We start from the raw sequence: 25,635 nt of genomic DNA on the forward strand, positions 1-25,635 counted from the left end.
CATTGAATCGCTGTATCGGAATAAGTTTGATTTCGTCCTTGCTTGCCTTGTGGTTGTGCATACCATTGCGTCTTAGGATCAAACCAGATTGAAATATTTCCTCGCTTGATTAAAGCTTGGTTATACGAGGACCAATTGGTTGTACGATAGATTTTAGGTGTAGGCTTCTTCATCTGGAAATTATATTACTGAAGAAGCCTTCAAGAATAGCTTTGTGCAACAAAGCCTTTTTACATTTATGCTGATTGTGATGTCATATATTTATTATCGTAAGAAAAGTCCAGAATTACATATTCAATCAAAATATAAAATGCCTGGTGGTTTATTTATGGCATGGATGACTATGTTGTTTTTAGTATTTACTATTGTCATTTTAGCTTTAGATCACGACACTTTAATTGCACTTGAATGCTCACCAATCTGGTTTATTGGTTTATTTATTGCCTATAAATATAAAAAGAAAAAGATGTTGCAGCTTGATATTTTAAAAGCACAAAAGGCTGATTATATTTAAACAAAGTGTAGTGATTTTATTTGTTTAAAAAATAATAAAAAGCCTCATTACGAGGCTTTTTTTATAATCTATTATTTAATATTTGGATCGCCTTTTTTCAAGAAAAAGCGAATTGCCAGTTTTTGCAAGAATGTTCCATAAGGAGGGTGGAAAAGCTGGGTCGGGAAAAATCGATGACGGATAAATACAGTTTTTGCATGTGAAAGTTCACGGAAACCTTCTTCACCATGATATGACCCCATACCTGAGTTGCCGATACCCCCAAAAGGAGCGTCATGGTTAACTACATGCCAACCCCAGTCATTGATGGTCACACCACCTGAATGAGTTTCACGTAAAATTCGGTCGCGTTCTACTGAACTATGTGTAAAGCAATAAAGTGCTAAAGGTCGTTCGTCCGATTTCACGTAGGTAATTGCATCATCTAAAGAATCATATGCAACCACAGGTAAAATAGGGCCAAAAAGTTCTTCTTTCATAATGCGCATGTCTGGCGTGCAATTCAGCACAATCTGTACAGGCATTCTGCGACCTTGTTGGTCAAAGCTGTAAGTATCACAAGGAATAACACGTGCACCTTTTGCTTGTGCATCGGTCAAAATATCTTGAATACGTTTTAAATGGCGGTCATTTACAATCGATGTGTAATTTTCATTGTTTGTGATGTTTTGACCAAACATTTTTATAAAGCTTGATTTCGCAGCATCTACAAATTCCTCAATACTTTCTTTTGGAACCAATGCATAGTCAGGCGCTACACAGATTTGACCACTGTTTGTTGCTTTACCATGGGTAATACGTTTTGCAGCATCAGCGAGCGGGTAATTGCGGCTTACAATTGCTGGTGATTTTCCGCCTAATTCGAGAGTAACTGGAGTCAAATTTTCAGCAGCTGCTCGCATGACGACTTTGCCAATGGCAGGAGAGCCAGTAAATACAATATGGTTAAATGGCAAAGTGGTAAATCTAGCAGGATCTGTAATTTCTTCACCAAAAACCGCCACTTCATCTTCATTGAAAACTTCGGCAAGCATGCGTCGTAGCATGGCATTAGTATTTGGGGTAATTTCCGGCAGTTTAATCATAACTCGGTTGCCCGCAGCTAACGCGGCAATGAGTGGGCCAAGTGCTAAATAAACGGGGAAGTTCCAAGGAACAATGACACCCACCACACCTTTAGGTTGGTATTGCACACTTAAACGATTTGATAAAAATAAAAGCTCGGTACGGCGTTTACTTGGACGCATCCAGCGGCGTAAATGATGAATGGCATGATCGGCTTCCAACACAGAGCCAAGCAAATCTAAAAGTTTAGATTCATCGAGTGATCTTGAGCTAAAGTCAGCATTAATCGCGGTAGCTAAAGCATCTTGATAGCGAATAATTTGTTTCTTAAGCTGATGCAGTTTTGTGCGGCGTGACTCAAGACTTGGGTAGGGATCTGCCTCAAAATTGGCGCGTTGTTTGGAAAAAATAAGTTCCATATGTTCAGTGGCAGAGCCGTTATATTCTTTTAAGGTGGACTGTTCCATTATTATTCCTTCCATACTTTTGCTTATCATACTTTATGCTTGAAGCGTTGTATGGTCGATGTTAAATTGAGACAACAAGAGGTAGTTTAGTGCCATTATGCACGTCACTCTAGGGATGGTGTGAGTTAAATGCCTAAAAATCTTTATAAAAATGCAAATAGTGTTATTGAAGGAAATTATGATAATACATCCTTAGGAGCCAATACATATTTGCTGGGTTTAACCAGTTTATTTGATGAAATGGGCTTGCAAGGTCATTCAATAGTAGAAGTTCTATCGGGCACAAATATTTTGCCAGATGCTATAAATCAACCTTCTTTATATATTTCTCAAGTCCAAAAAATTCAGCTATTTCAAAATATTCAAAAGCTATCAAATGATCCACTCATTGGTCTGCGCGCAGGGCAAAAGCAGCGACTGTCAGATTTTGGAGTGTATGGCTATGCGTTATATTCTTCGCGTAATTTTAGACAAGCAGTCGAGCTTGGCATTCGACATATTAAGCTTGCAGGGCCTATTTTAAAGAAGTCTTTTTATATTCGAGATGATGTTGCCGTTTTTGAAGGGCAGGACATTATTGCACTGGGTAAACTTCTGCCTTTGGTGTGCGAGTTTTGGTTTAGCTCCATGCAAACCTTAATTGAACGGGTGCTTGAAGGACCGTTTCAAGCCAAGAAGCTTTTGTTGCCCTATCCAGCGCCTGACTATGCAGAAGAATATGAAAAAGTTTTTCATTGTCCCGTTCAGTTTAATGCTGTGGTCATGCAATGGCACTTTGATTTAAAGTGGCTCGATGTACCTTGCCCAAATGCTAACCCGATTACTGCTGATATGTGTAAGTCGTTTTGTGAGCGGATGCTAGGTGCTGCTGAACTTGAAGAGCCTGAGCTTGTGAAAACGATTCGTTTAATATTATTGGATGGAACGGGGCTTTTTCCGTCGGCTCAAGAAATGGCTGAACGCTTACATATGTCAAAGCGTACTTTACATCGACGCTTGGCAGGGTTTAATTTGACTTACCAAGAATTGTTAGATGAAACACGGCGCCGTCTTGCTGATGAATATTTGCGAGAGACAACTTTAACCATAGATGAAATTGCTGAGAGAATTGGCTTTTCAGATACTTCTAACTTTCGAAAAGCCTATCGCCATTGGACAGGCATTTCACCAAATGAGTATCGAATACAGTACCTAAATTAGATTAAGGTTTGTTTGTTATTTAAATCGAGAGAGTAACTTTTTCTGCAAAAATGGATTGCAGAGCAAAATGGCAAATAAAATAATAAATATACCGATAATGCTAAACAGATCCGGTAATTCATGCCAAAAAACAAATCCCCATATTCCTGCAAAAATAATAGCAATGTAGTTCATTGGGCCAATTTGTCCTGCCGGGGCTAGGCTGTAGGCATAAGACATAAACAGTTGGCTAATGTTTGCTAAAAGTCCTGCGGCAATGAGCAGGGCTAGTTCATGCCAAGTGAAAATACGCCAATGCCAGAACATTGGAATAGAGGAAATTAAACTACCAAAAATACAGAAGTAAAAAACAATACGCTCAGGCGGCTCTGTACTGGTTAAAGCTCTTACAGTGACAAAGGCCATTGCTGATAAAAAGCAGGCGCCCAAGCCAATAAAAGATAATGCGTTAAATAGACCTTGGTCGGGTTTAGCGACAAATAAAACCCCAATGAGACCAATCACAGCGGCAAAAATCATCGATTTGGTAATTTTTTCTTTTAAGAAAAGCCATGCAATCAGTGGAATAAAGATAGGAGATGAATAACTAAAAACCATAGCGTTTGATAGTTTTAAGTTCGCAATTGCATAGAAAAAACCATACATGGCGGCTAACCCAACTAGACTTCGCCACGTGTGCATCCAGAGTTTATCGGTTTTAATAAAATCTAGACCCTGTTTAAAGAGCATCGGAATAAAAATAAATAAGCCGACTGCATTTCTAAAAAACACGACGGTCGCGTTGTCTACCGTTTGCGAAGCAAAACGAATGCACACTCCCATAATGGAAAATAATAATGCCGATGTCATAAGACAAAGCAGTGCTTTTCCAAGTTGTGTAGAGGGGAGATTGGGAGCAGTCTGATTTTGCATAACGAAATGAGTTTTTAGTTTTCGGTGTTATCTTAGCAGCGATGTAGGCATTGGATGAAATATCATTTGATAATGATTCAATAGTGATACTTAGTAAAATAAAAAAAGAGCCTAGGTCAGCTCTCTTTTAATTTTTAGGGTGCTATTTACAGCTAAAGTTTTCAGCTTTTTCGCTATCACCTTGACCGTTGTAACGAGCAATCAGTGGGTAAGGGCAAAGTGGACGAGTGCGGTCTGGTGCCCAGTCTAGTGGAAGTTCAGTATTCACTTGACCACTCGGATTACCTGCGCCGCGTGCAGTCGCAATGATTTTGTCAGGTGCTTGCCCATATTCCACCCAATTAACTAAAGCAGTCAATGCATCAAATTGGTCGGTCGCAATGCCATCACGGGTATGGTTCATGCCTGGAACTCTAAAGAAACGTGCAAATTCGAGTGCTGTACCTTTCGCATCATTTTTATAGTGTTGTAGCAGTTGATCGTACCAATTTTGGGTGTCATCCACAGAGAAAACGCCATCTGCTGTGCCTTGTACCACAATCATTTTTCCACCGTGATTACGAAGTTTATCTAGATTAAGTTCGTCAGGTGGCATCATGAATGACATCGAACTTTCGGTATACACATCATTGGTTGCCGAGAGTTTTGGATAGTCGGTATCGAAGTTAAAATTAAAGGCAAATTGTCTAGAGTTTTGAGTCACAGTTGGGTCTGGTGGAACCTGAAAAAGAATGCCGACTGCAACGGGGTCACGTGCTGTTCCCACCGAAGATTCGAATTTCCAGCTTGCCCAGTTGCTTCCCACTAAACCGGGGTCGAAAGGCTGGGTTGCATAAAGGGCTTGTCCAGCCGAATTTGCAGGACCACGGTAAATGTTGGCTAATACATCAATTTGTTCGGTGCTTAGGCAGGTGCCATCTCTTGTGCTTGAGCAAACGGGTACATCTTTGTGAATATCAAAAGCTGTACGGCAAGCCTCAACGTCTTGAACCAGTCCATCTGCAACACCGTCTAAAGCATCGCATCGATCTAAAATCGCTTTTGCTAAAACTTTACGCTCTGAAAGGGTCAGGGCGGTATTTAAGTCATTTTCATCTGTTGCGACACGACGAAGCTGTTGTGCGGTGTAGAGTTGAGTCGCGGCTGCACGAGGTAAGTGAAAACCTGGTGTACTTGCTAAAATTCCATCATATTGGTCGCCCAAACGAGTTGCTGCAATCATGGCATGACGTCCGCCGTTCGATGTACCACCTGCATAGGAGCGGTCTGGCAATTTACCATATGCGGCTTTAATTAGGTTTTTTGCCATAGGCGTGAGTTTGGTAATGGCTCCGTAGCCGTAGTTAATTCTGGCTTGAGGGTCTAAACCGAACATTGGATTTTGTGAGGCATTATGTCCGGCATCAGAGGAAATAACCGCAAAACCATCATGCAGGGCATTGGTGAGTGGGCCACCGCTACCAACCTGACCTGTTGCAGGGACTAAATTACCATCGGTTCCGCCATTGCCTTGATAGAGAAAACGGCCGTTCCAGTCTATTGGTAAGCGCATTTCAAAACCAATTTGATAAGTTTGTCCATCAACAGGGCTTACCCGTTGATCCATATAACCTTTAACCAAACAATGAGCGCCAATCGGTTTGTTGGCGACAGTCAATGTGCCTGCTTCTTGAAGGGTAGCTGAGCTAATAACGGTATTGTTGTATTGAAATCCGAGTAAGTCCGTACAGCTTTCTGTCATTTTTACGCCAACAGCAGGAGATAACTGTGGTGGTTTGTTTGTAGAAGGAGCCGATGTGTCATCATTATCACTTCCACAGCCTGCCAAAGAACCAAGCATGGTAAGTACTAAAGCAGAGTGAGTCAAAATTCGTTTATTATTGGTGTAATTCATTTATTCATATCCTTATTGAATGAATGGTCGTAATTAATCTAAAACCAGAAAATTAGCTGTGCTTCGTGCAATCATTTTGTTGTTTTGCCAAGCTTCACTTTCGAGATTCAGTACGGTTTTGCCTTGTTTAATGAATCGGCATTTTGTAATGACTTCGCCCACAGCACAGGGCCTTAAAAAATCCATCGTTAAGTTAATGGTAGTAGCTGGTTTACGGTCATTGGCGAGAAATGCAAAAAGTCCCATCACATCGTCGAGCATGGCGCAGATCATGCCGCCTTCAACGGTGCCGCGTGGATTGGTAAAGCTTTCTAGCGCTGTGTAGTGGATGTTAAGTTCAGTGTTTTGGTCATTCCAATGGATATTGTGTCCACCCAAATGGTGATGAATGGGCGGTAAGTGTTCTAAAGTTTTTTGATCCATAATGAAGGGTCCATGCTGAATTATTTATTTCCCGAAAATAAAAAGAGGTTCTATGTGTAATAGAACCTCCTGTTTTGAATTATTTAAATTTCCATGTGTAGTCGATGTTGAGACGGGTTTCGTTTACAGGTTTGATATTGGCTGTAGAGAGCATGTTGTTGTCATAAATGGCATAGCGCGCGCGTAGACCTAAATTTTTTAACCAGCCACTTTGAACGGTGTAGCCTAAATCAAAGTCTGTTTCTCGCTCTTTTAGATTAGTTCCGCCTAAGTTAGGTGCATAAATATTGTGACCTGTGGTGTAACGGGTCATAAAACGTAAACCCGGTACAAAATCTTTAAAGTCATATTCATAACGGAAGCTATAGGCCTTTTCTTTTGGGTTTAAAAACTCGCCCGGCCATGTATCAATAAGGAGTCCAGATTCACCACCAGTCAAATACGGGAAAGCGGTATCGCCGTGATGTTGGAAAGTTCCAAAAATAAACTTATGGTTTTGATGTTTGAGTTCGAAATGCGCATGGTAAAGGTCATTATCGACTAAGCCTGCTTTTGCTTGTCCGTCGTCTCGGCTGCGGTAGTAGCGTAATTGTGAACTCAGATTGGACGTATCATTAATTTTATATTGGTGTAATGCACCGACCATAGTTTGGTTATAAAGATTATCAACATCCATGTAAAAAGCGGTGAGTTTTAGTGCAGGATTAAACTGATAGTTTCCACCTAAGTAATAAAGCCCATCAGTTTCAGCACTTTTAAATCGTCCATTTACGCCTGAAATTTTAATTTTTTCATAGTTGGTCGAATCACGATGATTCACTTTATCGAGGTAAGCTGCCTGTAAATCAAAATCTTTAATATCTTTACTGGTGAGTGAAATTCCTCGATAGGTTTGAGGAAGCAAACGAGCAGGTGAAGCCACTAAAACAGGGTTCATTGGCATTAATGTACCGATGCGTAGCTCGGTCTGGCTCATTTTAGCTTTTGCTGTGACGCCAATTTCTCCATAAGAGTCAGCAGGCTCATTGGTACGCGTGTCTCTAGGTAAGTTTCCTGTACCTGCGTATTTTGCGCTGGCATCCAGTTTAAAGCCTGCCGTTGCAAGTACATCCAGCCCAAAACCAACGGTTCCTTCGGTATAGCCTGAATTGGCTTTAAGAATAAACCCTTGTGTCCAGTCCTTGGCAGCAGGGTAAGCGGATTGTTCTTGGTAGTCGCGGTCAAAATAAAAATTTCGTGTGGTGAGTTCTACTGAACTATTATCAATAAAACTGCCAGCCCAGACCGAGCCTGAGAGCATAAGGGTAGAGTACATCCATAATTTCGACATAGCATTTCTTCCTGAAATAACATTTTTTGTTTTCAACAAGGCATAGTTGTTGTGTCTGTCTTATTCGGTTTTTAAATCGAATTATTTTCCGAGCAGTTCTCGGGCCACGATTTCCTTCATAATTTCATTGGTTCCCCCATAAATTTTTTGTACCCGCGCATCTACAAAAAAGCGTGAAATCGGGTATTCCTGCATGTAACCGTAGCCACCGAAAAGCTGAAGTAATTGGTCAATCACTTCACATTGGACATCGGTAATAAAGCATTTCAGTGCGGCAACTTGAGTCACGCTTAACTGGTGTTGTTGATACAGCGCCGCACATTGATCTACAAAGGCTTGGGCGGCTTTCGCTTTGATTTGCGCGTTTGCCAGCACAAAGCGTGTGTTTTGCATTTGACTTAAAGGTTGTCCGAAAGCTTTACGCTCCAGTACATAGTCTTTGGTCAGTTCGATGGCGCCTAAAATCGACCCCAAAGCCATCATGGAAATGCTTAAACGCTCACGCGGTAACTCTTGCATTAAATAAGCAAAGCCTTGTCCTTCTTCACCCAAACGCTGAGTTGCAGGCACACAAACATCATCAAAAAATAGTTCGGCTGTATCTTGGGCATGGAGTCCGATTTTTTGTAAAGAGCGACCTTTTTTAACGCCGTCTAATGCAGCATCCACTAAAAAAATCGAAATGCCTTTTGCTTTGGCTTGCGGATCGGTTTTTGCTACAAGAACAATCAGGTCGGCATGCAAGCCATTTGATATAAATGTTTTTGAACCATTCACACGATATTGGTCATTTTCTAAAATGGCCTGAGTGCGTATAGCCTGTAAGTCTGAACCAGCATTGGCCTCTGTCATGGCAATTGCAGTGACGACTTCACCTGTCACCATTTTGGGTAGCCAATAACGTTTTTGCTCTTCAGATCCAATATTTTGTAGATAAGGAGAGACCAGCTCATTTTGCCCACCAATGGCAACTGCCAAAGACGCAAAGCCAGCTTGAGCAGTTTCTTGAACCAGCATGAGGGAGTAATGAACAGGAGCGCCATAGCCGCCATATTCCTCAGGCACATCGACACACAAAAAACCATTTTCCCCAAGACGAAGCCATAGATCACGTGGGATGAGGCCTTCGTGTTCCCATTGTTCATAATACGGAGCAACCTGTTCTTTTAAGAACCTGCGATAGCTGTCCCGAAATAGTTCAAATTCTGTATCGTGTAGCATGTTGAACCTTTTTTTGGCAAAAGTGAGGCTAAGGCCCAAACCGAAGTTTGAGCTTCCTTTTTTATTTCAATTGCTTATTGTTTTAAGGTGGGCACCCGAATAATCAGCGGGTTATCAGTCTGCTTTTGATAAAGTTCATCAATTAAAGCAGCACGACGCTTGGTAATACTGCTTTGATTGAGGTTGCCTTTATCGGTTACTTCGCCTGCATCGAGTTGAGGTGGCTCGGTCATTAAATAAAGCATTGAGACTGTATTTGAGCTGCCAGTCGCATCTTTATTAAAGGTCGTTAAAAATTGGCGGAACCATTGCTGGACTTTAGGGTGTTGCAATATCTCTATTGCAGAATGTTCACCAAGCTTAAGGCCAGCATATTGAGCACACGCTTCTAATTTTGGAAAAATCAAAAAACCAATAGCATTCAGGTTTGAACCTGTAATGCAGACATCTTGAATCAGTAAGTTACCTTGAATGAGTACTTTATTGCGTAGTGTGCCCACATTCACAAAAGTACCCGTATTGAGTTTAAAGTCTTCGGCAATTCGTCCATCGTACATCAGTCCTTTGGTTGGATCATTGATGTCGACTAAACGAACAGCATCGCCTGTATGGAAAAAGCCTTCATCATCAAAAATAGTGCTCTGCTGGTCTGCCTTTAACCGCCAATAGCCTTTCATGACATGTTTGCCACGAACACAAAACTCAAGTTTGTCACCACATGGCACTAGCTTGATTTCGCATCCCGGAGCAGGGTAACCAATAAAGCCAGCCATCACGCGTGGACCAGTTGTGAAAGCACAAGATGGTGCAGTTTCAGTCATGCCTAAGCCGCTCATAATGCGAATTTTTTCACCGCAATGTTGCTGAGCAATTTTATCGAGTCTGTTCCAGCCCGCTTCTGAAAGCGCTGCACCTGCAAAGAATAGAATTTTAACTTTGGCAAAAAAGCGGTCTCTTAATTCTTCATCTTTTTCTAACGCTTCAGTGAGTTCTTCCCAGCCTTTTGGCACATTTAAATAAACTGTTGGAGAAATTTCTTTGAGGTTACGAATGGTTTCGTCAAATTTTCCTGCAACGGGTTTGCCATCATCAATGTAAATCGTACCGCCATTATAGAGCGCGATGCCGACATTGTGACTGCCGCCAAAGGTGTGGTGCCAAGACAGCCAGTCGAGTAGGACAGGCGGCGTTTCTTCAAACTCAGGGAAAGTTTGTAATAACATTTGCTGATTAACACACAACATTAAATGCGTGGTCGGTACAGCTTTAGGCAATTTGGTTGAACCTGATGTAAACAGAAATTTGGCAATCTGGTTTTCATCAAGGGTTTGATAAAACTCTTGTACATTTGAAACTGGCGTATCTAACAGCGACTGAAAAGACGTGCAGATCTGATCGCCTACAATACCTTTATTGGTTACCACTTCAATGTCGGATGTAATACACGCTTGAATGGCTTTGGCAAAGGCCTGACCATCGCTGGCATAAACCATACCAGGTGTTAGCACTTCAAATACATGTTTGAGTTTGCCAAAGTCTTGAGAAATCAGAGAGTAGGCAGGGGAAATAGCAGAGAAAGGCACACCCGCCAACATGGCACCCATAGAAAGTGTTAAATGTTCGAGGTCATTGCCACTTAAAATAACCAGTGGTCGTTCTTGGCTTAAATTACGGTCATGCAAAGCTTGAGCAATGTGCCATGCGCGTTGTAGAACTTCTGCATAACTTAGTTTGACCCATTCACCTTGAGCATTGCGTTTTGCTGCAAAAATATGGTCGGGTTTGGTTTGTGCAAAATGAATTAATCGATCTGTCAGTTTTTGTGGATACGGTTTTAATTGCTCTTTTGGGCTGATATAGAGCGTTTGATCTTTATAGTGATAATGAATATCGTGTTGCCCTAATTTTACGAACCGTTCGCGGTCTTGTGATTGAGTGGCATTCATTTGCATTTCTTTCACTCCATGGAAAGCGCATCACTGCGCTTTATTTTTTTGCATCATACAATTTTTATTTAATATGTCGGTATTCGCATTAGCCTGACTAAATCGGGTAATGACGTGATTGGGTTTGAATGGTAATCCAGCGTAAATCGGTAAACTCGGCAATAGATGCTTTACTACCAAATCGTCCGTATCCACTTGATTTTGTTCCGCCAAATGGCATTTGAGCTTCGTCATGTACGGTTGCGCCGTTAATATGACAAATACCCGAATCAATCTGTTTAGCCACTTCTAATGCCTGTGAAATATTCTGGCTAAACACTGCTGAAGAAAGGCCGAACTCGCTGTCATTTGCCAGTGCTACACCTTCTTCAATACTTGAAAAACGTTGAACTGTGCATACAGGGCCAAATGATTCTTCGCGGTAAAGCAGCATGTCAGGTTTAATATTGAGCACTAACGTCGGTTGCATGGTGGTGTCTTCAATATGGATACCTAAAGGTAAGTCAGCCCCTTTGTTTTGAGCATCTTCAAGCAAATGTTGAATACGGTTTGCAGCGCGGCGACTTTCTAAAACACCGAGTACATTGTCTTTTGAGGTTGGATTACCTGCCCGAATGGAACGGGTTTTCTCAATCAGTTTTTCAATAAACTGGTCGGCAATATTGTCTTGAACCAAAACACGTTCGGTCGACATACAAATTTGCCCCTGATTAAAGAATGCTCCAAAAGCGACTGCATTTACAGCTTCATTAATATCAGCCTCATTTAAAACCACAACAGGGGCTTTACCACCAAGTTCAAGCAAAACAGGTTTTAAATATTTAGCAGCAGTCTCGGCAATAATTTTGCCGACTTTGGTTGAACCGGTAAAATTAATGCGTTTCACAGCTGGATGAGACACTAAGCGCTCCACGATTTGTGGGGCATCTTCGGCGGCATGTGTAATCACATTCACGACACCTTCACCCAGTCCTGCTTCATGTAACACTTCACCAATGAGACGATGTGTTGCAGGGCAGGCTTCCGATGCTTTTAATACAACGGTGTTACCACAAGCCAAAGGCATGGCAAGCGCACGTGTTGCCAAAATCACAGGCGCATTCCAAGGTGCAATGCCAACAATGACACCGCAAGGAACCCGTACACCCATTGCAAGATTGCCCGGCACATCTGACGGAATCAGGCTTCCGTCAATTTGTGTGGTCATTGCTGCTGCTTCACGTAACATGTTGGCAGCAAGGTGAACGTTAAACCCATACCATGTTGCAGTTGAACCTGTTTCTTGCATTCCAGTTTGAATGAATTGCTCGGTTTTTTGGTCCATTAAATCGGCTGCTTTTAATAAGCGTAAACGGCGCTCGGTAGGCGAGAGTTTCGACCATACTTTAAAAGCTTGCTGCGCTGAATCGATTGCACGATCAACATCTTCGAGTGTTGCAGCAGCAGCTTTAGTTGCCACCGTTCCATCAATTGGACTAATACGCTCAAAAGTTGCCTGATTTGATGCATCAACAGATTGACCGTGAATAAGTAACTGTACATTTTGCATGGGTTGCGTCCTTACATTGCCATTAAAGAATCAAAAGTTAACCAGTACGTTTATAACTCTGTAAACCCGGTTTAATTGATTTTTCATCTAAGAATTGTTTCAAACCTTCTTGGCGACCATTCTCGGTATCTCGGTGGATACATTGATCAAGCTTGGCATATAAGTAATCTTCGTTTTGGTCCCATGTCAGTTCACGGCAACGCTTAAAGCCATTTTTAGCAGTACGAAGAACCACAGGGTTTTTCTCGAGTAAGCAATTTGCAAGTTCAGTTACTTCTGCTTTTAATTGGGCAAGCGGTACACTTTTGTTCACAAGGCCCATGGTTTCGGCTTCTTTACCGCTAAAAGTTTTACCCGTCATGATGTAATACAAAGATGCACGATGACCTACGGTATCTGCCATTGCTTTGCTTACAAGGTTGCCCGGTGGGATACCCCAGTTAATTTCAGATAAACCGAAAGTTGCTTCATCTGCTGCAATTGCTAGGTCACACGCCACTAAAGGTGAGAAACCGCCTCCGAAACACCAGCCGTTAACCATAGCAATCGTTGGTTTTGAATACATACGAAGAAGTTGCCACTGCCAGCGACATGAGTCACGACGAATACGCTCTTGGAAAATTTCTGGTTGAGTGTCGACTTCACGGAAATATTCCTTCAAATCCATACCCGCTGTCCAAGAGTCACCTGCACCGGTCAGAACCAAAACCTTGGCATTTTGATCAAGCTCTAGTGTTTCAAGCACATCAATCATTTCACGATTGAGGGTTGGGCTCATGGCATTTTTCTTTTCAGGGCGGTTTAAAGTGACCCATGCAATTCCATCTTCAACTTTAACATCTACTGTTTCCCAGCGGTTTTCATAACTCATCTTCATACTCCTTGAATGATTTTTTGCTGTTCTGGGATTTAATCTAATATCAGTTAAACTTACATTAAAGTCTTTTTTGGAAAATTTCATAAATATTTTATAATTTGTTGTATTTTAAATATTAATTATTTTAAAAATTAATTTTAAATAAAAATGTGTTGATTTTTTAATAAGTTTAACTGATATTTTTGGTGTGTTTAAAAATAATACACAAAGGGCTAAATGGAACGACTAGTCAATAAAGGACAACACAATGGAAAAAATATCAGGACAGCCTTCAAGGGCAAAAATCACATTGCTACTGTGCTTTGCCATAGCAATTTTTGAAGGCTTTGATCTTCAATCAATGGGGGTAGCCGCTCCACGAATGCGGGCTGAGTTTATGTTGGATAATGCCCAGATGGCGTGGGCATTTAGTGCTGCAATTTTGGGAACACTCCCAGGCGCAATATTAGGTGGTCGGTTTGCCGATATTGTCGGGCGTAAGAAAATTCTGATTTTTAGTATCTTACTTTTTGGAATTATGTCTTTGCTAACCGCCTATGCGGCCAATTTTAGTCTGTTACTACTCATTCGTTTTTGTACTGGTTTAGGAATGGGTGGGGCACTACCCATGATGATTACGCTTGCCTCTGAAGCCGTACCTGACCAGCACAAAGGTACTGCGGTTAGTGTGATGTATAGTGGCATTCCTTTTGGTGGCTTACTCACTTCCGTCGTTGCTATGTCGTTGGCAGGCGATGCAGAGTGGCGTCATATTTTCTATATCGGAGGGATTGCACCTATTTTACTAATCCCACTGATTATGCGCTTTTTACCTGAGTCAAATGATTATCTGCAACGTAAAGTTCAAGCACAGCAAACCACGCCATTCTTTGAAGTTTTATTTGCCAAAGAACGTCGTATGTCGACCATTCAGCTTTGGATAAGTTTTTTCTGCACATTGGTGGTGTTGTACTTTTTGTTGAACTGGTTGCCGTTGCTGATGGGTGCGCAAGGCTTATCGAAACTACAGGCGAACTATGTACAGATGGGCTACAACGTTGGTGGAATTTTAGGTTCGGTTCTGATGGGTGTATTGCTTGATAAATTACGCATGAGTTTTGTGATTAAGCTGATTTATCTCGGCATTTTATTTTCGCTGTGTTGTTTAGCAATTTCTCCGACCGTGGCTTTACTTGCACTTTCGGCAGTGGGTTGTGGTTTATTCATTGTGGGTGGACAATCGGCATTGTATGGTTTGGCTGCCATGTATTATCCAACCGAAATGCGTGGAACCGGAGTTGGCGCAGCGGTTGCAATCGGGCGTATTGGTTCATTTGCAGGGCCTTTAATGGCTGGTTTTTTACTCTCACTTGGACAAAGCTCGACCATTGTGATTGGTTCAAGTATTCCAGTGATTTTAATTGCAGCGATCTCTGCATTACTTCTTGTCAAAAAACCTAAACAGCCTGTACATTTAGTACAAAGCTCAGGTGCTCGCTAAGTTTTAACGAAAGTATGGGGTTAGAACCTCATACTTTCACTACAGATTTTCTTATGATGATTGAAAGGTTATGGTACGTTCGAATTTAGTTCAAAAAAAAGTAGAAGATGAGCCTAAGTTAAGTTACATGATTGCTCGTGTTGACCGAATTATTAGTAAACATTTAACAGAACATTTAAAAGAGCTTGAAATTACCTTACCGCAATTTACCGCACTTTCTGTTTTAGCTTCAAAAAGTAATGTATCCAATGCCAAACTTGCTGAGCGTTCTTTCATAAAGCCGCAATCTGCCAATAAAATTTTGCAAGATTTACTGGTGAATGGCTGGATTGAGAAAAAGCCGGATCCGACACATGGCCGACGTATTTTAATTACCTTGACCGAAAGCGGGATTGAAAAGTTAAACAAATGCAATGAAGTGGTTTTAAAAGTCGAAGAAAAAATGCTTGAAGGTATTGATATTAACCTGGCTTATTTAATTCGTAATAATCTCGATATTATGGTCAATAATCTTAAAAATTTTAAATAAGTGTATTTGTTTAGGTTGAGATAAATTGCTAAGTACTGATTCACACAGAAAATTGATTTCATTTTGCAAATGAACTTGCTAGCATCGAAGTGACGTTTTTGATGATGTGTGGCAACGAATGTCTTCAGGACAACAAGTTTTACTAAAACTAAGAAAAATGATTATTTCAGGGGAACTTGAAGGCGGTGCCAGAATTGCCGAGATTCCTACTGCCGAGTTACTTGGTGTTTCGCGCCAGCCTGTTCGTATAGCCTTTCGGTTGCTCGAACAAGAAGGTCTCCTCATTAAAAACCCAACTCGTGGTTACACGGTTCGTGAAATTTCCGGAAAACTGGTGCATGACGCACTTGAAGTGCGAGGGGTACTGGAAGGATTGGCTGCGAAAACTTTGGCAGAACAAGGTTTAAGCGAAGAGCAGAAAAAGACGTTGCAACATTGCATTCAGGAAACTGAAAAACTCTTTAATGAAAAGGACGAGTTTGGTGATGCTGAACTAGAACGTTATCATCATTTTAATGTCATCTTTCATGACACGATTATTGAAGGCGCGCAAAACGTTGCGCTCATCCAAGCGTTGGCTAAAAACAATCAATTGCCGATGGCTTCTGCTCAAGCCATTACTTATGACCAGAACCAAGCTTTGTCAGAATATCGCCGTTTGCACTATGCACATTTGCAGCATTGTTCGATTTTCGATGCATTGGTAAATCGTCAGGCAGGGCGTGCTGAAACATTAATGCGTGAACACAGTAGTGTGGTAATTTTAGGTGAAACCCTAAGAAATATTCTCAGCGCTTAAGGTAAAAGAAGTTCCTTTATTTTTGAATAAAGGAACTGAGGTATTAAAGCTCAATCACAAGATGTTTAGTTTTTGCACGAGAACAGCAGGGCGTAAACTGATCATTTAAAGCATGTTCTTCATCGGTCATAAATAGATCCCGATGATCTGGCGTACCTTCTACAACGCGAGTAATACATGTGCCGCAAATACCTTGCTCACATGAAACAGGAATATCAAAACCATTCGCAATTAATGCTTCTGTTGCAGTCTGCTCTGGTAATACTTCAATTTGGCGGCCCGTACCTTTCACTTCGATAGTAAAAGCTTCATCGTTAGATGCATCTACCTTTTGCGCGACAAAATGCTCTTGATGTAACTGTTCGCTATGCCAACCCGCTTGCTCGGCAGAATTCATGACAAACTGCATAAATCCTGTAGGCCCACACACATATAAGTGTTTATCAGGTGAAGCTTGGCCCAAAACCTCTGCCATATTACATTCGGTGTTAGGTTGGTCTTGAATATGAAAATGGACTTGGTCACTAAAGTGCTCGGTTAAATTGCCATAAAAGGCAATCATTTCATGACTACGAACAAAGTAGTGCAATTCGAAAGGAGTATTGGCCGACTTAAGCCGATACGCCATCGACAAAATAGGGGTAATACCAATACCACCCGCAAATAAAACCGCTTGTTTGGTTTGAGGGTGAATTTCAAATAAATTACGAGGTTCACCAATTTTTAAATGATCGCCTTCACGATATTCGGTGTGAATGCAACGTGAGCCACCGCGTGAATTGGCATCATGTAAAACACCAATCACATAACGATGCTTTTCACTACAGCAATTTGAAAGTGAATATTGACGAGTGAGGCCATTTTTCAGATGCACATCAATATGTGCACCTGCTTCAAAACTCGGCAGCTCCGTACCATTTGCTGCAACCAATTCAAACGCACGAATAGTCGGGGTGAGCTGGTGAATTTTTTGAATAATAACGTCCATGTCCATGCTCCTTTAAATAATCCGAATGTTTGGAAACTTCTGTGTGAATGTTTCAGGAGGTGTTTTATTTTCTTCGGCAAGTAGTCGGTCAATGACCTTACGGGACTGGACACCGCCTGCATCGATATTGAGCATCAGTAATTTGCGATGTGGATTATTTAAAATGTTTTGTTGCTGTTGCTCCAACATTTCTAAATCTTCAGTAAAGATTTTGCCTTGGCCTTCACGAATTTGATCGGTGAGTTCAGCATTATCTGGCTGGAAGTTGCGTGCCATTCCCCAGAAATACCAATGTGATGTTTCAGTTTCCGGCGTAATAAAATCGACCACGATTGAGGAAACTTTTTTGTCACTTGGTGCGTGATAACCACCCTGTCCAGCATGTGCGACACCTACTTCAATGTGAACATTACTTGGCGCAAAGAAGTGGCAACGTTGCCAACGGTCAACAGGTACATCATCTGCCAAATGATTGCCGCGAAGGGCCATTTGCCAAAATGGAGGTGCGATCACATTTTCCATATAGCGTTCGGTTATGACATGGTCACCGTCAACTTTAGTCACAGGCAGGGCTTCATCAATTTCTTTTTGCCCAATACTGCTTGAGTGAACATAGGTTTCGTGGGTTAAATCCATTAGGTTGTCGATCATTAGGCGATAGTCGCACTGAATGTGAAACAGGCCTCCGCCATAGCTCCATTCGGGATGATCTGCCCATTCTAAAGTTGGCAGTTTTGCTTCATCTGCTAAAGCTTTTTCACCTGGCCATACCCAAATAAAGCCGAACTTTTCAACAACTGCATATGCTTTATTACATGGGAAACCGTTTACACGTTGAGCTGGCATTGAAACGGTCTTTCCGTCACAGCCCATAACTAAGCCATGGTAACCACAGACGAGGTTGCCATCTTCGACATATCCCAGTGAGAGTGGGGCACCACGATGCGGACAAAAATCTTCAACAGCTGCAACTTGGTTTTCTTTAGCACGATAAAAAACGATTTTTTCACCACAGATGGTGCGACCTAATGGTTTATCTTGGATTTCTTCTGGACGGCAAGCTACATACCATGCATTTTTAATAAACATTTGTGACGACTCCTTATCACTTATTGGATCCAATTTATAGTAAATAAAAATATTGGTCAATTGATAAACAGGATCTTTTTTTACATTACTTTCCTTGATTGTTTATATCTTTAATATTAATTCAGATTTTTTTTATTTTTTAAAAGTTTTGGTCATTGAAGTTTAATTTGGATCCATATTTATTGGGTTAAAAGAGGGATAAGGAGAAATCCTTTGAGTTGTAAAATTGAAAATAGATAAATTTTTATGGATCCACATTTGTAATTTTAAATAAATTATACTTATATTTTTCAGCTATTTAATTTGATGGTTATTAAATTTTAAAAATATTGTTGATTTTTTGGATCCAAATATTCAGTATAGAAAAAGAGCAGGATGCTCCAAAAAACAAATATTCCTCTAGGTCATGATGGATACGGATATGCATAACCACCCAATCGCTCATATTAGCAATGTCGTGTGTATCTCTTATCCACATTGGGAGATGCATAAATGGAAAGAGATGTTCTAAGTGAGATCAATCAAAATAATATGAGCCGTTATCAATGGTTCATCATTTTGATCTGTATTTGTCTCAATATTATTGATGGCTTTGACGTGATGGTAATGGCATTTACTGCTCCATCAGTGTCAGCAGAATGGTCACTTTCAGGGGCACAAATTGGCTTATTGCTGAGTTCAGGTCTTTTTGGGATGGCTGCCGGTTCAATTTTTCTTGCGCCTTTAGCCGATAAAATCGGTCGCCGTTTACTTATCTTGGTTTGTTTAGTGATTGCAGGTCTTAGCATGTTGTGCTGTGCTTTGGTGCAAAGTCATGGCATGTTGGCAGCACTTCGGTTTATTACCGGAATTGGGGTAGGCGGGATTCTTGCGAGTAGTAATGTCTTGGCAAGTGAGTATGCCAATGCACGCTGGCGCAGTCTCGCAGTGAGCTTAATGTCTACAGGTTATGGCATTGGTGCGACACTAGGCGGAGTACTCTCACTGGCCTTGATTGAGCATTTAGGTTGGCGTTCAATCTTTTTGGCAGGGGGGATCACAACCATAGTGATGTTGCTGATTAGTGCCTGGTTATTACCTGAATCTTTAGATTATTTGTTGGCAAAAAGACCAAAACAGGCATTAGAACGTATTAACGCAACAGTAAATCGTATGGGGTTAACTGCTTTAAAAGCTTTACCTTATTACGGCCAGAATAATCAAAAAAATACAGGTGATATTGGTAAATTATTTTCAGGGCAGCAGGGGTTGCAGACACTTTGTCTTTGGTTTGCATTCTTTTTAGTGATGTTTGGCTTTTACTTTGTCATGAGCTGGACACCAAAAATTCTGATTTCAATGGGAATGTCGCCTGAACAAGGTGTAAGTACCGGCATTTTAATTAGTATTGGCGGTATTTTCGGGGCGGCCATTATTGGTTTATTGGCATCGCGCATGAAAGTCTTTTATGCCTTAAGTCTGTTTTTAGGGCTAACCTCGGCATGTGTTTTCCTATTTGTTGCTGTCTCATCTCAAGTCAGCATTGCACTCATAGTCGGTTTATTACTTGGCACCCTCATTAACGGTTGTGTGGCAGGTTTATATTCTATTTCTCCAACAATTTATGATGCTGAAATCCGTAGTCGCGGCGTGGGTTATGCCATTGGTTTTGGTCGGATTGGGGCAATTTTATCGCCAACGGTCGCAGGCATTTTCTTAGATAAAGGTATTGCACCTGCAACGCTGTATGCCTATTACGGTGTGGTGTTTATTTTGGCTATTTTCCTGATTTTGAGTTTGGGTAGCGCTTTTTACCGCAGTCAAAAAGAGCAAAACTTCTCACTTAAAACAGCACCTTAATCCACTAAAAATTAAATAGTTGAGTTAAAAAATGAAAAAGACACCATTATGGGTGGGGGTATGCTTGTGCCCATTATTTAGTCAAGTTGTGCATGCCGAGTTTATAGCAGACAGTAAAGCTGAGCTGACACTGCGTAATTTTTACTTTGACCGAGACTATAAAAAAGACCCATATCCGTATACCGCAGCTAGAGATTGGGCACAGGGTTTAATTTTTAAAGGACAGTCGGGTTATACCGAAGGGACAGTTGGGTTCGGTGTTGATGTACTTGCAATGGCGGGTTTTAACCTAATGGGAAATCGGGCAGATGACTATGCACGTAGTGGCTTACTCCCAGTGAATACCGATAACTCACGTGATGATTATTATGGAAAAATAGGCATTACAGCGAAGGCTAAATTTAGAAAAAATGAGCTTTTTGTGGGCGATTTGGTTCCACAATTGCCAACCATATTTTCATCACCAGCGCGTTTGTTCCCTCAGACTTATCGCGGTATTCGCTTTGTTTCAAATGAAATTCCAAATCTTCAACTCGAAGGTTTTTATGTCGACGAAGTGCGGCAGCGCGATTCCATTCGTTATACCGATGTTGGAACAGACAATATCAACCATCGATTTGACAAAGCTGCCACCACTGACTCGTTTTATACTTTAGGTGGAAGTTATCAGTTAAAAGACTATCGTTTACGGGCTTACCATGCTGAACTCAAAGATATTTATCAGCAACAATTTTTGGGTTTTAACGGAAAGCAGCCTTTAAATGACCAGCTTAATTTTTTAAGTGACGTGCGGTTTTTTAATAGTGAGGAAACTGGAAGTAAAAAAATAGGAGAGGTTGATAACCGTCATATTAGCGGCCTATTTGGTTTGAACTATCAAAATCATACGGTTTCTTTGGGTTATATGCAGTCATTTGGTTCGACTGGTTTGCCATTTTTGTCGGGAACAGAAAGTCCAGTTGTGCTTGATTTTATGAGTTCGGACTACTCAAATAAAGATGAAAAAGTCTATTCGATTCGTTATGAATATGACTTTAAAAATGCGCGGATGGGGGATGTTTCATTGAATGGACTGCGCTTTATGACCCGTTATGCCAAAGGTGAAGATATTGATTTGCTGCAATATGGTGATCAGCGTTTTAAAGAAGAGTCGATGGAGTTTGATTTGGGCTATAAAATTCCTGAAGGTAAATTAAAAGGCTTAGGAGTGCGGGCCCGCTTTTCTCACTACCGTAATGATATGCCAACGAATATGACCTTCCACTCGGCAAATGAAACGCGTTTGAATGTTGATTACACCTTTAAATTTTAATGGTTAATATTTAACTAAATTCAAGACAAGTTAAAACATTGTGACCATCAATGTTTTAACTTTAGTTATCAACTTCACAAAATCACTCTATAATACCGCCAATCTTATTAAAGCCCATTGAGTTGTTCATTAAACACATGGCTTTAATCTCTCATTTTTTTAAGTCAATTTCTTCGCTGTGATTCGGCTTATTTTTCAATATTTAGAATTTTATGTGTCTGTGCTGACACATAAAAATATTTAGGTGCCAGCATGGAAATCAAGGTTAATTATCTCGACAATCTTCGACAGGAAGCTAAGTTCGATGACTTTACGGTAATTGCCGATCAACCAATTCGCTACAAGGGTGACGGTTCGGCACCGGGCCCATTTGACTACTTTTTAGCATCGTCAGCATTGTGTGCAGCGTACTTTGTAAAAGTGTATTGTGCAGCTCGAGATATCCCAACCGATAATATTCGTTTATCGCAAAATAATATTGTTGATCCTGAAAACCGCTATAAGCAAACCTTTAAAATTCAAATTGAATTACCAGCCGATATTTCAGAAAAAGATCGCCAAGGGATTTTACGTTCGATTGACCGCTGTACTGTTAAAAAAGTCATTCAAACGGTTCCTGAATTTATTATTGAAGAAGTTGAAAGCATTGATGCAGATGCACAAGCATTGTTATTGCCAAGTTTAACTTCAGAAAACCATACCTATATTCAAGGTAAAGATCTACCATTAGAAGAAACCATTGCCAATATGTCTGCTATTTTGGCAAATTTGGGCATGAAGATAGAAATCGCGTCTTGGCGTAATATTGTCCCAAATGTATGGTCGTTACACATTCGTGATGCACAGTCTCCGATGTGCTTTACCAATGGTAAAGGTGCCACTAAAGAAAGTGCTTTGGCATCTGCATTGGGCGAGTTTATTGAGCGTTTAAACTGTAACTTCTTCTATAACGACCAGTTCTGGGGTGAAGATATTGCCAATGCTGAATTTGTGCATTATCCAGATGAAAAATGGTTTAAACCGGGTCCAAATGGTGAATTACCTAAAGAAATCTTAGATGAATATTGTCTTGAGATTTACAACCCAGATGATGAGTTACTTGGCACGCATTTATATGATACCAACTCAGGCAATATAGAGCGTGGCATTTGCTCGCTACCTTTTGTGCGCCAGTCTGACGGTGAAGTTGTATATTTCCCATCAAATTTAATTGAAAACTTGTACTTAAGTAACGGTATGAGTGCAGGCAACACTTTGGCAGAAGCTCAAGTTCAATGTTTGTCTGAAATTTTTGAACGTGCTGTAAAACGTGAAATTTTAGAAGGTGAAATTGCACTTCCAGATGTTCCTGAAGACGTATTAGCAAAATACCCAAGTATTGTGGCTGGTATTAAAGGCTTAGAAGAGCAAGGTTTTCCTGTATTAGTTAAAGATGCATCATTAGGCGGTCAGTTCCCTGTAATGTGTGTAACTTTAATGAACCCGCGTACGGGTGGGGTGTTTGCATCTTTCGGTGCGCATCCAAGTTTTGAAGTTGCGTTGGAACGTAGTCTGACCGAATTACTTCAAGGCCGTAGTTTTGAAGGCTTAAATGATTTACCTCAACCGACTTTCCAAAGTAATGCAGTGACTGAGCCGAATAACTTTGTTGAGCACTTTATTGACTCAAGCGGTTTAGTTTCTTGGCGCTTCTTTAGCTCTAAATCTGACTATGACTTTGTTGAATGGGATTTTTCTGGCGAAGGCGAAGAGTCGAATGCAGAAGAAGCTGCAACTTTGTTCGGTATTCTCGAAGAGATGGGTAAAGAAGTGTATATGGCAGTCTATGAGCACTTAGGTGCGACCGCTTGCCGTATTTTAGTTCCTGATTATTCAGAAATTTATCTTGTTGAAGATCTGATTTGGGACAATACCAATAAGGCACTTGCATTCCGTGAAGATATTTTAAATTTGCATCGTTTGGATGATGAACAGCTTGAGGCGTTGGTTGAGCGCTTAGAGGAATGTGAGCTAGACGATTACACTGAAATTACCACACTCATTGGCATCGAATTTGATGACAATACAGTTTGGGGACAGCTCACAATTTTAGAACTGAAATTGCTCATTTATGTTGCATTACAACAATTTGAAGAAGCAAAAGAGCTTGTCGAAACTTACTTGCAATATAACACCAACACCGTTGAGCGTGGTTTGTTCTATCAATGTATGAACGTGGTACTTGAAGTAATATTAGATGAAGAACTAGAGCTTGAAGACTACCTGACTAACTTCCGCCGTATGTTTGGTGACACACGAATGGATGCGGTATTAGGTTCTGTCGACGGTAGCGTTCGTTTCTATGGTTTAACGCCAACAAGCATGAAACTAGAAGGGCTTGATCGCCATTTACGTCTAATTGAGAGTTATAAAAAATTGCATGCAGCTCGTGCTAAAGCGGTAGCGATGTAATTTAAGAAACTAAATAAAAAAGCCTATTTTTAAATAGGCTTTTTTTATAAAACAACTTGCTAGTTTAGGCAGAGGCTTTCGTGATCTCTATGGTTTCTTCCGTTATTGGATAGTCTGGTTGTTCATCCAAAGTGTGTTTAGCCGGAATATAAGACATTGCACGTTCTGCTAGAGCAGTAATGGTTAAACTTGGGTTTACACCTAAATTGGCACCCAACATAGAGCCATCTACAACATATAAATTTTTATAGTTAAACACACGATTTTTGCCATCGACTACACCTTGTTCTGGGCTAGATGCAATCGCGCAGCCTCCCATACAGTGAGCAGTAAAAGGCACATTAAATAAAATTTCGGTAATGGTCGTTATTGGATGACCATTAAACATTTTGGCGACTTTTTCAGTAAAGGTATTGGCTTGTGGAATATAAACAGGAAGCTTTTTTCCTTCACTCGACAAAACCTTGCCAAAAGGCCAGAACCAATTGCGTTTTAAACGCATGTTAATTGAAGCATCGGCAGTTTGCATTACTAAGAAAATTAAGGTTTGACGTGCAAAACCAACAGGGTTGCTCATACGTAAGAATATAAGTGGATGGCTAATGAGTACCCATAACCAATAAAAAATACGTGTCCAACCTGGTTTACCTTTTGCCATATACGTACACATGAGACCCATAGCATCGGAACCACTTTGGTAGCGTGTCGCTTCAATATGAGTATCATGGTCAATATAGATGCTTGAACCAATTGCAACGCCCTTACTCATATCGACATCTTTATCAAAGAAACGGACTCCTAAGATAGACTCCGCATTGGTACGTACCCGATTACCCAAATCATCAGAAATATTTGGTAGAGAACCAGATTGTTTTAAGCGGAATAGCATTTCTTGGGTGCCCAAAGAAGATGCCGAGAAAATTACGTTACGAACCCGCCAAGTACGACGTTGTTTGTTAAACCATGAGCTTGAGCATTCAGTCGTGACTTCATAACCATCACTACCATCGACTTTGCCATTGAGTGGTTTAACATCAACCACTTTGGTTTCTTCATAAACCTTGGCGCCATTTTTTTCGGCAAAGTACAAATAATTTTTATCTAGAGTATTTTTTGCATTGTGTTTACAACCTGTCATACAGCCACCACATGCTGTACAGGTGCCACGATCTGGTCCTTCACCGTTAAAATAAGGGTCTGGATAAGTCTTTCCACCTTCTTCGCCTTCGGGAGGAAAAAAGGTTGCAACACGAGTCGGTTTAAAGGTATGGCCTACACCTACCGCTTCACCCATTTTCTTTAACATGTGATCGGCAGGGCCAAGTATTTTATTGTCAGTCACTCCAAGCATACGTTCTGCTTCGGCATAGTGCTGCGGCATTTCATTTTTCCAGTCCGCAGCATCTGCCCAAGTGCCTTCATCCCAAATGTGTTCGGGTGGAACGAGCAGGGTATTGGCATAGGTAATTGAGCCACCGCCTACGGCATTACCGCAAATAATAGTGACATGGCGAAAAAAACGCATATTGAAATAACCAAAAAGTTTCATACCCGGACGCCAGATCCAGCGGCGTGTGTTCCAGTTATTTTTAGCAAAATCTTCAGCTTTCCAACGACGCCCCATTTCCATTACAGCAACTGAGTAGCCTTTTTCGGTGAGACGGCAGGCAGAAACACTACCGCCAAAGCCTGAACCAATGATGAGATAATCATAGTCATAATTGTTTGATGCCATGCCAAAGGCTCCTGT

At 40.9% G+C, this 25,635-nt stretch carries 20 protein-coding genes and 1 pseudogene; 8 read left to right on the forward strand and 13 right to left on the reverse strand.

What is annotated here, in order from left to right:
* Positions 1 to 173, reverse strand: a 173-nt coding sequence (locus tag HMPREF0014_RS25260; RefSeq protein WP_020992196.1) for a transposase, incomplete at its 3' end; no start/stop codon positions are given.
* Between the two features lie 53 nt (positions 174 to 226).
* Here HMPREF0014_RS25260 and HMPREF0014_RS08500 point away from each other — a divergent pair.
* Positions 227 to 514: pseudogene (locus HMPREF0014_RS08500) on the forward strand (amino acid transporter); the annotation flags it as partial.
* Between the two features lie 71 nt (positions 515 to 585).
* Here HMPREF0014_RS08500 and HMPREF0014_RS08505 read toward each other — a convergent pair.
* The gene (locus tag HMPREF0014_RS08505) at positions 586 to 2,046 is read right to left on the reverse strand and encodes a coniferyl aldehyde dehydrogenase (RefSeq protein WP_004888096.1); all 1,461 of its coding nucleotides are present in this window, start codon (positions 2,044 to 2,046) and stop codon (positions 586 to 588) included.
* 129 nt (positions 2,047 to 2,175) lie between these two features.
* On the opposite strand from HMPREF0014_RS08505, the gene HMPREF0014_RS08510 reads away from it, so the two are divergent.
* Entirely contained in the window at positions 2,176 to 3,246 is a 1,071-nt protein-coding gene (locus HMPREF0014_RS08510; protein ID WP_004888095.1) for an AraC family transcriptional regulator, read from the forward strand.
* 15 nt (positions 3,247 to 3,261) lie between these two features.
* On the opposite strand, the gene HMPREF0014_RS08515 is transcribed toward HMPREF0014_RS08510, so the two are convergent.
* The 8 genes from HMPREF0014_RS08515 to HMPREF0014_RS08550 form a co-directional block, all read right to left on the reverse strand.
* Entirely contained in the window at positions 3,262 to 4,158 is an 897-nt protein-coding gene (locus tag HMPREF0014_RS08515; RefSeq protein ID WP_004888093.1) for a DMT family transporter, read from the reverse strand.
* A 142-nt stretch (positions 4,159 to 4,300) separates the two neighbouring features.
* On the reverse strand, positions 4,301 to 6,052 hold the full coding sequence (locus HMPREF0014_RS08520; RefSeq protein WP_004888092.1) for a tannase/feruloyl esterase family alpha/beta hydrolase: 1,752 nt from the start codon (positions 6,050 to 6,052) through the stop codon (positions 4,301 to 4,303).
* Positions 6,053 to 6,085: 33 nt separating this feature from the next.
* Positions 6,086 to 6,475, reverse strand: coding sequence for a PaaI family thioesterase (locus HMPREF0014_RS08525; protein WP_004888091.1), 390 nt, complete (start codon positions 6,473 to 6,475; stop codon positions 6,086 to 6,088).
* A 79-nt stretch (positions 6,476 to 6,554) separates the two neighbouring features.
* Positions 6,555 to 7,805, reverse strand: coding sequence for an OprD family porin (locus HMPREF0014_RS08530; protein ID WP_006580747.1), 1,251 nt, complete (start codon positions 7,803 to 7,805; stop codon positions 6,555 to 6,557).
* Between the two features lie 81 nt (positions 7,806 to 7,886).
* Entirely contained in the window at positions 7,887 to 9,026 is a 1,140-nt protein-coding gene (locus HMPREF0014_RS08535) for an acyl-CoA dehydrogenase family protein (RefSeq protein ID WP_004888089.1), read from the reverse strand.
* 74 nt (positions 9,027 to 9,100) lie between these two features.
* Positions 9,101 to 10,987, reverse strand: coding sequence for a feruloyl-CoA synthase (locus HMPREF0014_RS08540; protein WP_170318184.1), 1,887 nt, complete (start codon positions 10,985 to 10,987; stop codon positions 9,101 to 9,103).
* 82 nt (positions 10,988 to 11,069) lie between these two features.
* Positions 11,070 to 12,521, reverse strand: coding sequence for an aldehyde dehydrogenase (locus HMPREF0014_RS08545; protein WP_004888087.1), 1,452 nt, complete (start codon positions 12,519 to 12,521; stop codon positions 11,070 to 11,072).
* Between the two features lie 37 nt (positions 12,522 to 12,558).
* Positions 12,559 to 13,398: a p-hydroxycinnamoyl CoA hydratase/lyase gene (locus HMPREF0014_RS08550; RefSeq protein ID WP_002040868.1), complete on the reverse strand. Its 840-nt coding sequence runs from the start codon at positions 13,396 to 13,398 to the stop codon at positions 12,559 to 12,561.
* A 247-nt stretch (positions 13,399 to 13,645) separates the two neighbouring features.
* Between HMPREF0014_RS08550 and mhpT the strand changes: the two genes are divergently transcribed.
* The 3 genes from mhpT (at position 13,646) to HMPREF0014_RS08565 (ending at position 16,206) form a co-directional block, all read left to right on the forward strand.
* Positions 13,646 to 14,878, forward strand: coding sequence for a 3-(3-hydroxy-phenyl)propionate transporter MhpT (gene mhpT / locus HMPREF0014_RS08555; protein ID WP_000411717.1), 1,233 nt, complete (start codon positions 13,646 to 13,648; stop codon positions 14,876 to 14,878).
* Between the two features lie 70 nt (positions 14,879 to 14,948).
* Entirely contained in the window at positions 14,949 to 15,407 is a 459-nt protein-coding gene (locus HMPREF0014_RS08560) for a MarR family transcriptional regulator (protein ID WP_004888086.1), read from the forward strand.
* Between the two features lie 106 nt (positions 15,408 to 15,513).
* Positions 15,514 to 16,206 carry a GntR family transcriptional regulator gene (locus HMPREF0014_RS08565; RefSeq protein WP_079377001.1) on the forward strand — a complete coding sequence of 231 codons (693 nt, stop codon included), beginning with the start codon at positions 15,514 to 15,516 and terminating at the stop codon, positions 16,204 to 16,206.
* 43 nt (positions 16,207 to 16,249) lie between these two features.
* Here the strand turns inward: HMPREF0014_RS08565 and HMPREF0014_RS08570 are convergent, their stop codons facing one another.
* Together HMPREF0014_RS08570 and HMPREF0014_RS08575 are read right to left on the reverse strand one after the other, a co-directional pair.
* Complete coding sequence (locus tag HMPREF0014_RS08570) at positions 16,250 to 17,194, reverse strand: PDR/VanB family oxidoreductase (RefSeq protein ID WP_004888083.1); 945 nt, start codon at positions 17,192 to 17,194, stop codon at positions 16,250 to 16,252.
* A gap of 12 nt (positions 17,195 to 17,206) precedes the next feature.
* Positions 17,207 to 18,283, reverse strand: a complete 1,077-nt coding sequence (locus tag HMPREF0014_RS08575; RefSeq protein ID WP_004888080.1) for an aromatic ring-hydroxylating dioxygenase subunit alpha — start codon at positions 18,281 to 18,283, stop codon at positions 17,207 to 17,209.
* A gap of 492 nt (positions 18,284 to 18,775) precedes the next feature.
* Here HMPREF0014_RS08575 and HMPREF0014_RS08580 point away from each other — a divergent pair, with 492 nt between their 5' ends.
* From HMPREF0014_RS08580 to HMPREF0014_RS08590, 3 genes are all read left to right on the forward strand, one after another.
* Positions 18,776 to 20,122, forward strand: a complete 1,347-nt coding sequence (locus tag HMPREF0014_RS08580; RefSeq protein ID WP_004888078.1) for an MFS transporter — start codon at positions 18,776 to 18,778, stop codon at positions 20,120 to 20,122.
* A gap of 31 nt (positions 20,123 to 20,153) precedes the next feature.
* Positions 20,154 to 21,434 carry an OprD family outer membrane porin gene (locus tag HMPREF0014_RS08585; protein ID WP_004888076.1) on the forward strand — a complete coding sequence of 427 codons (1,281 nt, stop codon included), beginning with the start codon at positions 20,154 to 20,156 and terminating at the stop codon, positions 21,432 to 21,434.
* Between the two features lie 252 nt (positions 21,435 to 21,686).
* A complete protein-coding gene (locus HMPREF0014_RS08590) occupies positions 21,687 to 23,885 on the forward strand; it encodes an OsmC domain/YcaO domain-containing protein (RefSeq protein ID WP_004888074.1) in 2,199 nt (732 codons plus the stop codon).
* A gap of 64 nt (positions 23,886 to 23,949) precedes the next feature.
* Here HMPREF0014_RS08590 and HMPREF0014_RS08595 read toward each other — a convergent pair whose 3' ends face one another.
* Entirely contained in the window at positions 23,950 to 25,620 is a 1,671-nt protein-coding gene (locus HMPREF0014_RS08595) for a GMC family oxidoreductase (protein WP_004888072.1), read from the reverse strand.
* Positions 25,621 to 25,635: the final 15 nt, after the last annotated feature.

The sequence above is a fragment of the Acinetobacter sp. RUH 2624 genome (assembly GCF_000162375.2).
Taxonomy (GTDB): Bacteria; Pseudomonadota; Gammaproteobacteria; order Pseudomonadales; family Moraxellaceae; genus Acinetobacter; species Acinetobacter nosocomialis.